At 56.7% G+C, this 11990-nt stretch carries 12 protein-coding genes; 9 read left to right on the top strand and 3 right to left on the bottom strand.

Annotated elements, in window-relative coordinates; genetic code table 11:
• Positions 1–102 precede the first annotated feature (102 nt).
• From AC13RM_RS02860 to AC13RM_RS02835, 6 genes are all read left to right on the top strand, one after another.
• Positions 103–1401, top strand: coding sequence for an MFS transporter (locus tag AC13RM_RS02860; protein WP_374817718.1), 1299 nt, complete (start codon positions 103–105; stop codon positions 1399–1401).
• A gap of 21 nt (positions 1402–1422) precedes the next feature.
• Positions 1423–2517: a tartrate dehydrogenase gene (locus tag AC13RM_RS02855; protein ID WP_374817716.1), complete on the top strand. Its 1095-nt coding sequence runs from the start codon at positions 1423–1425 to the stop codon at positions 2515–2517.
• Positions 2514–3782: a glycerate kinase type-2 family protein gene (locus tag AC13RM_RS02850; protein WP_374817714.1), complete on the top strand. Its 1269-nt coding sequence runs from the start codon at positions 2514–2516 to the stop codon at positions 3780–3782. The genes AC13RM_RS02855 and AC13RM_RS02850 overlap by 4 nt, the downstream gene beginning before the upstream one ends.
• A gap of 210 nt (positions 3783–3992) precedes the next feature.
• Positions 3993–4325 carry a hypothetical protein gene (locus AC13RM_RS02845; protein ID WP_374817712.1) on the top strand — a complete coding sequence of 111 codons (333 nt, stop codon included), beginning with the start codon at positions 3993–3995 and terminating at the stop codon, positions 4323–4325.
• A 32-nt stretch (positions 4326–4357) separates the two neighbouring features.
• Entirely contained in the window at positions 4358–4774 is a 417-nt protein-coding gene (locus tag AC13RM_RS02840; protein ID WP_374817710.1) for a DUF305 domain-containing protein, read from the top strand.
• Between the two features lie 11 nt (positions 4775–4785).
• Positions 4786–5118 (top strand): four-helix bundle copper-binding protein, encoded by a 333-nt coding sequence (locus tag AC13RM_RS02835; RefSeq protein ID WP_285172621.1) that lies wholly within the window; start codon positions 4786–4788, stop codon positions 5116–5118.
• A 216-nt stretch (positions 5119–5334) separates the two neighbouring features.
• Here the strand turns inward: AC13RM_RS02835 and AC13RM_RS02830 are convergent, their stop codons facing one another.
• Genes AC13RM_RS02830 through AC13RM_RS02820 form a run of 3 tightly spaced genes read right to left on the bottom strand, consistent with a single transcriptional unit; the run spans position 5335 to position 7230 of the window.
• Positions 5335–5649 (bottom strand): PRC-barrel domain containing protein, encoded by a 315-nt coding sequence (locus AC13RM_RS02830; RefSeq protein ID WP_374817708.1) that lies wholly within the window; start codon positions 5647–5649, stop codon positions 5335–5337.
• Positions 5646–6011 carry a hypothetical protein gene (locus AC13RM_RS02825; RefSeq protein ID WP_374817706.1) on the bottom strand — a complete coding sequence of 122 codons (366 nt, stop codon included), beginning with the start codon at positions 6009–6011 and terminating at the stop codon, positions 5646–5648. Before AC13RM_RS02825 ends, AC13RM_RS02830 begins: the two co-directional genes overlap by 4 nt.
• 1 nt (position 6012) lies before the next feature.
• Positions 6013–7230, bottom strand: a complete 1218-nt coding sequence (locus tag AC13RM_RS02820) for an Nramp family divalent metal transporter (protein ID WP_374817704.1) — start codon at positions 7228–7230, stop codon at positions 6013–6015.
• Positions 7231–7969: 739 nt separating this feature from the next.
• On the opposite strand from AC13RM_RS02820, the gene AC13RM_RS02815 reads away from it, so the two are divergent.
• From AC13RM_RS02815 to AC13RM_RS02805, 3 genes are all read left to right on the top strand, one after another.
• Positions 7970–8740, top strand: coding sequence for a hypothetical protein (locus AC13RM_RS02815; RefSeq protein WP_488554543.1), 771 nt, complete (start codon positions 7970–7972; stop codon positions 8738–8740).
• Positions 8741–8742: 2 nt separating this feature from the next.
• On the top strand, positions 8743–9468 hold the full coding sequence (locus AC13RM_RS02810) for a metallophosphoesterase family protein (RefSeq protein WP_285172615.1): 726 nt from the start codon (positions 8743–8745) through the stop codon (positions 9466–9468).
• 101 nt (positions 9469–9569) lie between these two features.
• A complete protein-coding gene (locus AC13RM_RS02805) occupies positions 9570–11972 on the top strand; it encodes an FdhF/YdeP family oxidoreductase (protein ID WP_374817700.1) in 2403 nt (800 codons plus the stop codon).
• Positions 11973–11990: the final 18 nt, after the last annotated feature.

Raw genomic sequence — 11990 nt, 5'->3', positions numbered from 1 at the left:
ATTATATAATTACCTGAGTATTCATCCTTTTCAAGGGAGGACTTAGCCTTCAGGAACTGCGCGAGAGGACGCGCTTGTTTCAAACAATGGGAGGAGCTTGCAATGGAGCGTGAGCTGGAAACGCGCGTGTTGCGCAAGATTACCTGGCGCATCGTGCCATTCATCATGGTTCTTTATCTTATCGCGTTCATCGATCGCGTGAACATCGGCTTTGCCTCCCTGACCATGAACCAGGACCTGGGGTTTTCGTCGACCGTTTTTGGTGTCGGCGCCGGCATCTTCTTTCTCGGCTATTTCATTTTCGAAGTGCCTTCGAACCTGATTTTGCACAAGCTCGGAGCCCGCATCTGGATCGCGCGGGTCATGATCACCTGGGGTCTCGTCTCCGGTGCAATGGCGCTGGTTCAAGGCACGACGAGCTTCTACATATTGCGTTTTCTTCTGGGGGTGGCCGAGGCCGGCTTTTTCCCAGGCATCATCCTGTATCTGAGCTATTGGTTCCCGGCCCGCCGCCGCGCGGCGGTGACGGCGATGTTCATGGCCGCGGCGCCGCTTTCCACGGCAATCGGTTCTCCCATCTCGGGCGCACTGCTTGAAATGCATGGGATCTGGGGTCTGGCAGGCTGGCAATGGATGTTCATCATCGAAGCTATCCCTGCGCTTGTCTTCGGTGTCGTCGTACTTTTCTATCTGACGGACCGCCCGGAAAAGGCGAAATGGCTCTCTGTTGACGAGCGCACATGGCTTGCCAAGACCATGGAAGAGGACCAGGCCGGAAAGCCGAAAACCAGCCACAGCATCTGGGCAGGCCTAGCCGATATCCGCGTTCTCGCGCTCTCGCTCGTCTATTTTGGGACATCGGCAGGCCTCTACACGCTTGGCATATGGGCACCGCAAATTATCAAAAGCTTCGGTTTGTCGTCATTCCAGGTCGGATTGATCAATGCGGTCCCGGCTGTTTTTGCGGTGGTCGGCATGATCCTCTGGGCCCGTCATTCCGACAAGTCTGGCGAGCGTACATGGCATGTCGTCGGGGCCTGCCTGCTTGCCGCAGCGGGTCTTGCGTTTGCGACCGGCGCAACCAGCGTTTTTGCAGTCTTGATGGCGCTGACGCTGGTAAACATTGGTATCAGCGCATCGAAGCCGCCGCTCTGGAGCATGCCAACGCTTTTCCTGTCCGGACCTGGCGCCGCTGCAGGCATTGCAACGATCAATTCGATTGGTAACCTCGGCGGCTTCGTCGGTCCATCGATGATCGGCTGGATCAAGGACGCGACTGGAAGCTTTGCAGGCGGCCTATACTTCGTCGCAGCGCTTCTGCTGGTCTCCGCCACCGTCACTCTGATCCTGGCGCGCAGCAGCGCGCGGGATCCACAAACCAAAGCATCAGCCCAGCACTGATTATCAAAATGGAGAATGAATATGCGTGAATACAAGATCGCAGCGATTCCGGCAGATGGGATCGGCCCGGAAGTGATCGCGGCCGGGCTCCAGGTTCTCGATGCTCTCGCAGCCCGCAGCGGCGACTTCAAGATTCATTCCGAAACCTTCGACTGGGGATCCGACTACTATAAGAAGCACGGCGTCATGATGCCGGCCGATGGCCTGGAGACGCTGAAGAAATTCGACGCGATCTATTTCGGGGCAGTCGGTGCTCCTGATGTGCCGGATCATATTACCCTCTGGGGCCTGCGTCTGCCGATCTGCCAGGGCTTCGATCAATATGCCAACGTTCGTCCGACGAAGATCCTGCCTGGAATTACTCCGCCGCTGCGCAATTGTGGGCCTGGCGATCTTGACTGGGTTATCGTGCGCGAAAACTCCGAAGGCGAATATTCGGGCCATGGTGGCCGCGCTCATAGGGGCCTGCCCGAGGAAGTCGGTACCGAGGTGGCGATCTTCACCCGTGTTGGTGTCACCCGCATCATGCGTTACGCCTTCAAGCTGGCGCAGTCGCGGCCGCGCAAGCTGCTCACCGTCGTCACGAAGTCCAATGCACAGCGTCACGGCATGGTGATGTGGGATGAGATTGCGGCCGAAGTCTCGAAGGAATTCCCAGACGTTACCTGGGACAAGATGCTGGTGGACGCAATGACGGTGCGCATGACCCTGAAGCCACAGAGCCTCGACACGATCGTAGCGACCAATCTGCATGCCGACATTCTGTCCGACCTTGCCGGAGCGCTCGCCGGCTCCCTCGGTGTCGCACCCACCGGCAACATCGATCCGGAGCGCCGCTTCCCATCCATGTTCGAACCGATCCACGGCTCGGCCTTCGACATCACCGGCAAGGGCATTGCCAACCCGGTCGCTACCTTCTGGACGGCGGCGCAGATGCTCGAACATCTTGGTGAGCGAGATGCCGCCACGCGGTTGATGAACGCCGTCGAACGGGTGACCGAAGCTGGTATTCTGACCCCGGACGTAGGGGGCAAAGCAACCACACAACAGGTTACCGATGCGGTCTGCGACGCAATCGCGGGTTCAAACATCCTGAAAATAGCGGCTGCCCAATGAATTGGGACGACGTATCTGCTCGCGGCCTGCTGCGCCGGCTATTCGACGCGGCGGTCGCAAGTGCGGATCCAATGAAGGTTGTCGCACGGCATCTTCCTGAAAAACCTAGAGGACGCTGCGTCGTCATTGGGGCTGGCAAGGCATCGGCGGCGATGGCCGCGGCAGTGGATGCAGCTTGGAAGGATGTCGGACTGAGTGGGGTGGTCGTGACGCGTTACGGCCACGCAATACCTGCGGGACGCATCGAGATTATCGAGGCTGCACATCCCGTTCCCGACGAGATGAGCGTAGTAGGTGCGCAGCGGTTGCTCGCCAGTGTCGAAGGGCTTGGACCGGACGATCTTGTCATCGCCCTGATTTCCGGGGGCGGTTCTTCGCTTGCCATCGCGCCGGCTGGGGACATGACCCTTGCGGACAAAAGAGCGGTCAATCAGGCGCTGCTCGCCAGCGGCGCCAGCATTTCCGAAATGAATACCGTTCGCAAGCAGCTCTCCCGGATCAAGGGCGGCCGTCTGGCGCAGGCCGCTTATCCGGCACACGTCGTTACGCTGGTGATTTCCGATGTGCCTGGTGACGATCCCTCGCAGATCGCGTCCGGTCCAACGGTTGCAAGTAGATCTACGCTCGATGATGCCCGAGAAATCGTTGCTCGTTACAAGCTGGCGCTGCCGGCAACGGCAACAGAAGTGCTGCGGCAAGGGGCGACGATCGAAGCGGCAGCGCCAATGAATAGCGACGTCAGGCTTGTTGCCTCACCGTCCATGGCTTTGGAGGCGGCCGCCAATGCTGCGGCTGCGAGCGGGCTGCAAATAGTGGACTTGGGTGACGCGCTTCAAGGAGAGGCGAGGGAGGTGGGGACGCTATTGGCCGGTATTGCAGCCTCCGTCCGCTCACGCGGGCGACCGGCTACTGGACCCGCCATTATCCTGTCCGGCGGGGAAACGTCCGTGACACTCGGATCGGGATCCACCGGTCGCGGCGGCAGGAATACCGAATTTTTGCTAAGTCTTGCGATTGCATTGAATGGGATGGATCGCGTCTGGGCAATTGCCGGCGATACCGATGGCATCGATGGTGTCGAAGACGCAGCCGGCGCCATCATCGATCCATCGACCCTGTCGCGTATGTCAAATGCCGGTATTTCACCGCGTTTGGCGCTTTTGAATCACGACAGCTACGGGGCTTTCAGTGCGATCGGCGATCTTGTCGTCACTGGCCCGACGCTCACAAACGTCAACGACATTCGCGCCATACTCATTGGATAATCCACGTCGGCGATAATAATTACCGAGAAAAGCCAAAATGCCTCGTGCGATCCCTCCGTTCCGGAATAGTTGCGTCTGACATATCAGCGGTTGCCAAATCTAGGATTTATAAAGTCCTGCCCAGCCTGAAGATCGTCGTCTCCCGTATTCCGCAGCGCAGTCGGAACATTTTTGTAGCGATATTGTTCGGCGGGGGAAGGGAACACCCCCATGATGCCGTTTCGAAGAATCTTCTACTGTCTGAGAATCGTCGCTATGGCTGCCGCTATCTTCTTAAATGTGGCGGCGATGAACCATGCATGGTCCGAAGAGACGGGCAGCGGCTGCGTAATCGAACGGAGCGGCGAGCGTGGAGTGCAGACAAAAGGCACACCGCAGCCGTGTTGTTGTTCCGTCGGACATTGTTGCGCGCTGATTCCCGATTTTTTTGCCGGCGGGCAGCACATCAGTGAAGCCGACAATCCGGTGGCTCGAACGATCCAGCCGAATCCGCTCCTCCTTATCAGGGCGCCGGATCCGCCGCCTCGATCTTCGTTTGGTTGAGAGAAATCGAACCAAATCAGAAGGAGATCGACATGAATATCACCAGGAAGATCGCATTTGCAGCAATCGTCGCCGCGGCAGTCTTCGCGCTGAAACCCGCCGGCGCAGCAGCGCAGATGGCCTATCCGGACAAATGTAAATCCGAGGAAATGCGGATGTCGTCGGCGGGCATGCAAATGCCCGGCAACATGACCGATTACCAGAAAGCGGCCATGGACGGAATGAAGAGCATGAATTCCAATATGATGCAGGGAATGATGAAGGAGGACGCGGACGTGTCCTTCCTTTGCGGCATGATCGCTCACCACATGGGTGCGATCAGCATGTCGCAGGTTGAACTCAAATACGGCCACAATAAATGGGCACGGCAAAAGGCCGCCAAAATCATTGACGAGCAGGCGAAGGAAATCAAACAGATGACCGGCTGGCTCGACAGCGAAGTCAAGTAAGGAGATTCCCAATGCACCAAGTTTCAGCCGAAATGAAGAGCTGCATCGAAAACTGCCTCGCCTGCTATGGCGAATGCCTGTCGACGGCGATGGGGCATTGTCTCGAAGCCGGCGGAGAGCACACCAGGCCGCCGCACTTCAAACTGATGATGGCCTGTAGCGAGATATGTCGAACGGCTGCACACTTCATGCTGATAGGCTCTGAACATCATCGCCACGTTTGTCGCGAATGCGCAGAGATCTGCGCCCAATGCGCGGATGATTGTGAGCGGATCGGTGACATGCCGGATTGCGTTAAAGCCTGCCGCCGCTGTGCGGACAGTTGCCATCGCATGGCCGCCTAAAATAATTCCCAGAAAAGTGCGGAGCGGTTTCCGTCCGGAACTGCGTGAAAACAAAGAAATTGAGCGCTTCAGATACTCCGTGAAAAGCTGAAGCGCTCTGGAATGGAGGGCGCTCGGCGCCCTCTTATCGTCCTTCTAAAATGGCGAACTTCTAAAGGCTTGCAGAATGAAGTAGGTGCGCATGGCAAACACGGTTCATCAGCAATACGCGTGCGCTCATGGGGCGCTCGTGCGGAGTTCGGCGACGGTACATCGGAGTTTCAGGTGAGTGGAATTCCCTATATCGAGCTTGTCCCATGGAACAATGTAACCAGTCGGCTGCTCTGCGAATCCGAAGAGCCGCAGCATGACGCTGCCGATCGTCGTTGCCGACAGTCTTTCGAGCAAGCCAAGAGCTCCGAGGTGATATTCGACAACGAAGAAGTCTTCCTCCGCAGCTTCCGCTTTGATCTCTTCCAAGCGTGCGATCGGCTTACCATTTAAATCATGGACCTTCATTCCAAGCAGAAGCTCCAGATGAATCTCCGTCATGACAGCCCTCCCGGGATGCGCCTGAGAATATGTTGCCTCAACCATTCCTGCGTCTGTTCTAGAGGTGTTTCGCTGTCGTCGATATCAACTTGAATGTCGACGCCCGCATCGGTGATTTTCGACCATGGGATCCGATAGGGGCATCGATCGCGACCCGCCCGCACCCGCGGGGAAAAGGCAAGCAGCCAGCGATATAGGCGTGGGCTCAACCTTCGCAGCAGCGTCAAATGGCCCATTTCGAGAAAGCTGATCTTAAGCCGGCCGTCATTTTCGGTCGTAAGCACGATCCCGTCGACCTTTCCGATACGAGCCTGTCGGCGATCGACCACCTGCTTATCCAGAACGTCGCGCACAAGATACATGTCAGCCTCCCAGGATTTCCAGAGGGGTAGTTACAATTGAAAGCACGAAAGCCATCGCAACGATAAAGATGACTGCGGCATTGCCGATCCATCCGTTTTTATGCTTTCCCACATAGGTCGGATCGTTCATCAGGATAAGGAAAGGAACCACCCCGAACGGCAGGCTGAGCGCTGAGAGGGCCATCGAAAAGATGGTGATCTGAAGCGGATCCACGCCAATGACGATTGGGATCACGGCAATCATAAGGCAACCCGTGTAGACGAGGCAAAAGGCGGGATTTTCTTTCGGCTTCATGTTTTCAGACCAATTCCATCCGAAGCCCTGTGCGACCAGATAGGCCTGTGCCAGGCTCACTTCGAGGGTCGCGCCCAAACATGTAATTCCGAGCGAGATCGCAAAGAGATAAAGTCCCCATTTTCCAAAAGCGGGTGTGAGGATCATGGCAATCTGCTCATATCCTTCAATGTCTTCAATCCCGCTGGAGGGATAAATCATTGCAGCCAATACCATGACAGCGGCGGTAATGATCGCGCCGAAACTCATGCCAAGGATCGCGATCGCGCGATTGGCGCCGAAGTAGCTCTTGTCCCATTCGTCTTCGAGGGCGCCCGAGGAATAGAAGTAAAAGAGATAGGGAGAAATGACAGCGCCCAATATTCCGACGACGATGAAGCTATAATGTAGCGGATCTTTACTGGGCAGGGTCGGCAGAAGGCCCTTCGCAATTTCACCCCATGGCGGATCCATGACAAACACGGCGACGACGAAAGAAAGCGCCAAAAGTCCTAAAGCCGATATGCCATTCTCGATAAGGCCGAATGTGCCTCGCCACAGCAGCAACCAGGCAATAAATGTCACCGGCAAGGACCACCACGGAAATTTCACTCCGATCAGGAATTGCAGCGCAAGCGAGATGCCGCCGATCTCGGCTGCAAGAACGAGAAGATTGACGATGAAGACTATGGATATAGTTAGGAGAAAAATATTGGAGCCGAAGCGGTCCCGAATTCCGTCGACAATCGTATAATGGCTCGCAATTGCGAAGCGCCCCGACATTTCAACGAGAAAAATCACACAGATCGTGCCGAGCACAATAGCCCAAAGGGGAGTATAGCCATAGGCTGCTCCAGCTTGGCCGGAGGTTGCGATGTTTCCCGTTTCAAGAAAACCGCCGATGCTTGTGATGATGCCAAGCGATATCTGCAGCAATTTCTTCAATCTGCTGCTCCTGATTTAGCTCTCAACTCACTTTCGAGGCTTCGCAAATCGCGAAGATGTTGGGAAAGCCTATCCGTCTGGCCATCGATGAGCTCGTGATGTGCTGCACCGGTGATCATGTTCAACCGGCCGGCGAGGGTAGCCAAATTCTCGGGGGTTGTCGGGAGCTCCTTCGATAGGGAGCCGATCTCCTTTGTGCAGCGCTCTATCGTCAAGATGGCAAAACTATTCGATACGAGCATTCTCGTTCGCGCGTCCAAGACCATCTCCGCGGTCGCGCTCCATGAGAGCACATCACGAATTTTGCGTTCGCGCCGTTGATCTCCATCCGAGCAGGAGGTCAAGCAGACCAAGAGAAGGGCGACGATGAATAGTTTCACAACAGAGTCCTCGTGGCGGCCCGCCCAAACTCCATTTTCCTCATATATCCTCATATAATCGAATAGAGCCGGGTGAGTTCCAACGCAGTGACGGGTGGTACTGTCCGGGGAACTTTAACCGGTGCAGGCGGCCTAGCACCTCGATCTCAACGATACGTTTGCAAGGACAAATCAGTTCGCGAATACCCCATCACTGATGGTCCGTTGCTCATGCGCTCAGTGGCGTATCAAGACCCCTCTTAAATGGGCAATGGAACAACCGCTCGTCGACGGTGTTCAAGTCAATATGTCTTCAGCTAGGCGGCGATCAAATGAATGCTCCCGCGAATAAGGATTTAAGCACCGGGGATAATTCGCCGATGGAAGCGAAGGCAGTGCCTAGATTAATCGATCCGGATGCGGAGGCCTTCGTTGCGAGCGTCATTGAGAATCTCGTGGAGTCGCGGGTCCCGTTCCTTGTCGCCGGCACTTACGCGGTGAGCGCTTATACGGGAATTTCGCGCGAAACGAAGGATTGCGATATTTTCTGCAAGGCAGGCGATTTTCTGCGGATTCTCTCGAATTTTCAGAGTCATGGCTATTCGGTGGAGATCATAGATGAGCGCTGGCTAGGGAAGATCTCCAAGGGACGGCACTTCTTTGATGTGATTTTCGCATCCCCTGATGGAGCGACGCCTGTAAATGATAACTGGTTCGAGGACGCCCGCCGGTTCCAGATGTGCGATTGCTCTGTTCGCATCGCTGGGGCAACCGAGTTGATCTGGTCGAAATGCTTTGTTCAGCTCCGGCATCGTTATGACGGCGCCGACGTCGCCCATGTGATCCTGAAGGCACACGACAAGATCAATTGGCGTAAGCTGTTGGAATATCTCGAGGTAAATTGGGAAGTGTTGCTGATCCATCTTCTCAACTTCCGCTGGATCTATCCTTCCGAGCGCGACAAAATTCCGGACTGGCTGATGGACGAGCTACTCGACCGGTTGAGCGCTCAGCGTGACCTGCCTTTGCCGCAGACGAAGATATGCCGCGGCCGGATGTATTCCCGTGTCGATTTTGAAATTGACGTGAAGGAATGGGGCTTTGCCGACGTAAGCGGCGACGGCGAATTGCGCGATGAAGAGGAGAGTTGACAATGGCCAATGATCAACGACGGAAATTGAGAGTAGCCGCCGTCGCTGACCTTCATGTCAAGGAAGATCGCGAGCAATCCTACAAGGCGCTTTTTGCCGATATTTGTTCGGTCGCCGATGTCTTGGTCATCGCCGGCGATCTGACGGACCTCGGCAAGCCGAAAGAGGCCGAATTGCTTGCCGCCGACCTGCGCAATTGCACTGTGCCGGTGGTGGCGGTGCTTGGCAATCATGATTATGAAAGCGGTGCCGTCGAGGAGGTGACGTCCATTCTCACGGACGTCGGCGTGAAGCTTTTGAACGGCCGGGCCGTGGAGATCGGCGGAGTTGGCTTCGTCGGCGTGAAAGGCTTTGCCGGGGGGTTTGGACGCTACATGCTGAGTTCCTTCGGAGAGCCCGCCATCAAGGCTATGGTCGCTGAAAGCGTCGATGAAACCATGCGTCTGGAAAACGCCATGCGTCAGGTTCGGGCCAGCCGCTCCATGGTGGTTCTGCACTACGCGCCGATCACAGAAACAGTCGTCGGCGAACCGCCGGAGATCTTTCCCTTTCTCGGCTCATCGCGTCTTGCCGAAACGATCGATCGCTTCAAGGTCGATGCAGTCGTCCATGGACACGCGCACCGGGGCAGCTATGAGGGCCGGACCCCCGCAGGAGCACCGGTTTTCAATGTCGCCGCCCACATCGAGAAACCTACCGGCAAGCCTTACGCGCTCATCGATCTCTAGCGGCAATTCCGACTGATGCCATGCCCGTCGTCGCCGGCACGGGCGCTAGGGAACAGAAAAGCTTGTCGTTGGTTCTTTGTGGGAAATCGAGGATCTTCATCATGGCTACCCAACCGAGAAACGAACCACCGAAAACACCCGGCAAACCCGCAGCAGGTGGATGGGGTTCTGCAAAGTCGGTGAGTGGCATTCTCCTTCGGGAGCATATTCCGATCGCAGGCCCATCCCTTCTGGCGCATCAGAACAAGCCCGATGGCTACATGTGTGTCAGTTGCGCTTGGGGCAAGCCTGCCAAGCCTCATCCGTTGGAGTTCTGCGAAAATGGTGCCAAGGCCACCAGTTGGGAGGCCACGAACCGGCGCGCGGATCGTGCTTTCTTTGCGGCACATACGCTCACCGAACTTGAAATGTGGCCCGATCATGATCTCGAGGAGCAAGGGCGTCTGACGCATCCCATGCGCTGGGATGCCGAAAAGGACAAATACGTACCCGTCACCTGGCATGTGGCTTTTGAGGAGATCGGCCGCGAATTGAGGGCGCTGTCCCCAGAGCAGGTTGATTTCTATACGTCCGGGCGGGCGTCGCTCGAAACGGCTTACATGTATCAGTTGTTCGCGCGCATATACGGCAGCAATCATTTGCCGGATTCGTCAAACATGTGCCACGAAAGCACATCCGTCGCCCTGCCGGAAAGCATCGGCGCTTCGATCGGTACGGCCATTCTGTCCGATTTCCAAAATTGCGACTGCATCTTCTATCTTGCGCAAAACGTCGGCACGTCCTCGCCGAGAATGCTTCACGACCTGCAGGATGCGGTCAACCGGGGCGTCAAGATCGTCACCTTCAACCCACTGCACGAGCCCGGACTGCAGCGTTTCATCAATCCTCAAATGCCCGGTCAGATGCTCACCGGCAAGGAAACGCCGATTTCCTCAGAATACTACCAGGTCAAGAACGGCGGCGATATCGCCGCGCTTTTCGGCGTGTGCAAGGCGCTGATCGAGGCCGACGATGCTCTGAAGGCATCCGGCACCAGCAAGGTTGTGGGAACCGATGCGATACCGGACGATCCCTCCGATGCCGGAACGGTCGCCTTTGCCGCGGCGATGGCCGCCGCCGACAAGAAGCATGTCCTCGACCACGATTTCATCCGCCAACACACCGCGGGCTTCGAGGAATTCGCCGCGGCGGCGCGAAATTACGATTGGGCCGAGCTGGAGCGGGTCTCGGGCTTGACGCGGGCTCAGATGCAGCAGGCGGCTTCCACCTATGCCAATTCGAATGCGGTTCTCATGGTCTATGGCATGGGCCTTACGCAGCATGTCATGGGTGTTCAAAACGTACACATGGTTGTCAATCTCGCGCTTCTTCGCGGCAACATCGGCAAGCCGGGAGCCAATATCTGCGCAGTCCGCGGCCATTCGAATGTTCAGGGTCAGCGCACTGTGGGGATCACGGAAAAGCCGGGTCTCGTGCCGCTGGACAAGCTAGCCGCACTTTATCAGTTCGAGCCGCCGGAATGGATCGGCCACACCACGGTTGAGACATGCAAGGCGATTCTTGAGGGCGAGACGCGGGCGTTCGTTAGCCTCGGCGGAAATTTTCTGCGAGCCATTCCCGAAACCGTCGCAATGGAGAATGCATGGCGGAAGCTGCGCCTGACCGTCCAGATCGCCACCAAACTCAATCGCAGCCACGTCATTCACGGCGAAATCGCCTATCTCCTGCCATGTCTCGGCCGCGTCGAAATCGATGAACAGGCAAGCGGCCCCCAGGCCGTTTCGCTGGAAAGCTCGGTCGCGCATTTTCACGGCTCGCGTGGAAGAGCCAAGCCCGCCAGTCCGGAATTGCTTTCCGAGCCAGCAATCATCGCCGGGATGGCAAAGGCGACGCTGACCAAGGGTGTCGTTCCATGGGACCGCTGGGTTGCTGACTATTCGATCATCCGCGACGCCATCGAAGAAACCTATCCGGAGACGTTCAAGGACTTCAACGAGCGCATGTTCCATCCTGGCGGTATTCCAAGACCGTTACCGGCGCGGGAGCGCAAATGGGTCACCCCCAACGGCAAGGCCAATTTCATTACCCCTGACCGCCTGTTTCCGGAGTTTTCACTCGATGCGCAAAGCGACAATGTCCTTCATCTCGCGACGTTGCGTTCCAACGATCAGTTCAACACGACGATTTATGGCTTTAGCGACCGCTACCGCGGCATCGAGGGAACCAGGCAGGTCGTCTTCGTCAACACAAACGATATAGCGCGCCTTGGTTTCAGCAACGGTGAGGCCGTCGATCTGGTGACCGCGATCGATCGGGAGACGGAGCGGCGGGTTACAGGGTTCACCATTGTTGCCTATGACATTCCGGAAGGATGTTGCTGCGCCTACTACCCGGAAGCCAACCCGCTGTTCCCGTTGAGTCATCATGACGTCAAGGCGAAGACACCGTCCTACAAGCTTTTGCCCGTGCGCCTTGTCCGCTCTGGCGCTGCTCCCGTTCATTGAAGCCCGAACAGGTTGGAA

The organism is Martinezella sp. CNPSo 3732 (genome assembly GCF_057784515.1).
The sequence above is the reverse complement of the archived record's forward strand: the minus strand, read 5'-3'. Positions and strand labels throughout refer to the sequence as shown.

What these genes read in the sequence shown, in the direction of transcription:
- AC13RM_RS02805 (WP_374817700.1), top strand. Translation starts at nt 9,570, where the DNA reads ATGGCTACCCAACCGAGAAACGAACCACCGAAAACACCCGGCAAACCC.
- AC13RM_RS02840 (WP_374817710.1), top strand. Translation starts at nt 4,358, where the DNA reads ATGAATATCACCAGGAAGATCGCATTTGCAGCAATCGTCGCCGCGGCA.
- AC13RM_RS02835 (WP_285172621.1), top strand. Translation starts at nt 4,786, where the DNA reads ATGCACCAAGTTTCAGCCGAAATGAAGAGCTGCATCGAAAACTGCCTC.
- AC13RM_RS02860 (WP_374817718.1), top strand. Translation starts at nt 103, where the DNA reads ATGGAGCGTGAGCTGGAAACGCGCGTGTTGCGCAAGATTACCTGGCGC.
- AC13RM_RS02850 (WP_374817714.1), top strand. Translation starts at nt 2,514, where the DNA reads ATGAATTGGGACGACGTATCTGCTCGCGGCCTGCTGCGCCGGCTATTC.
- AC13RM_RS02855 (WP_374817716.1), top strand. Translation starts at nt 1,423, where the DNA reads ATGCGTGAATACAAGATCGCAGCGATTCCGGCAGATGGGATCGGCCCG.
- AC13RM_RS02815 (WP_488554543.1), top strand. Translation starts at nt 7,970, where the DNA reads ATGGAAGCGAAGGCAGTGCCTAGATTAATCGATCCGGATGCGGAGGCC.
- AC13RM_RS02810 (WP_285172615.1), top strand. Translation starts at nt 8,743, where the DNA reads ATGGCCAATGATCAACGACGGAAATTGAGAGTAGCCGCCGTCGCTGAC.
- AC13RM_RS02830 (WP_374817708.1), bottom strand. Translation starts at nt 5,649, where the DNA reads ATGACGGAGATTCATCTGGAGCTTCTGCTTGGAATGAAGGTCCATGAT.
- AC13RM_RS02845 (WP_374817712.1), top strand. Translation starts at nt 3,993, where the DNA reads ATGATGCCGTTTCGAAGAATCTTCTACTGTCTGAGAATCGTCGCTATG.
- AC13RM_RS02825 (WP_374817706.1), bottom strand. Translation starts at nt 6,011, where the DNA reads ATGTATCTTGTGCGCGACGTTCTGGATAAGCAGGTGGTCGATCGCCGA.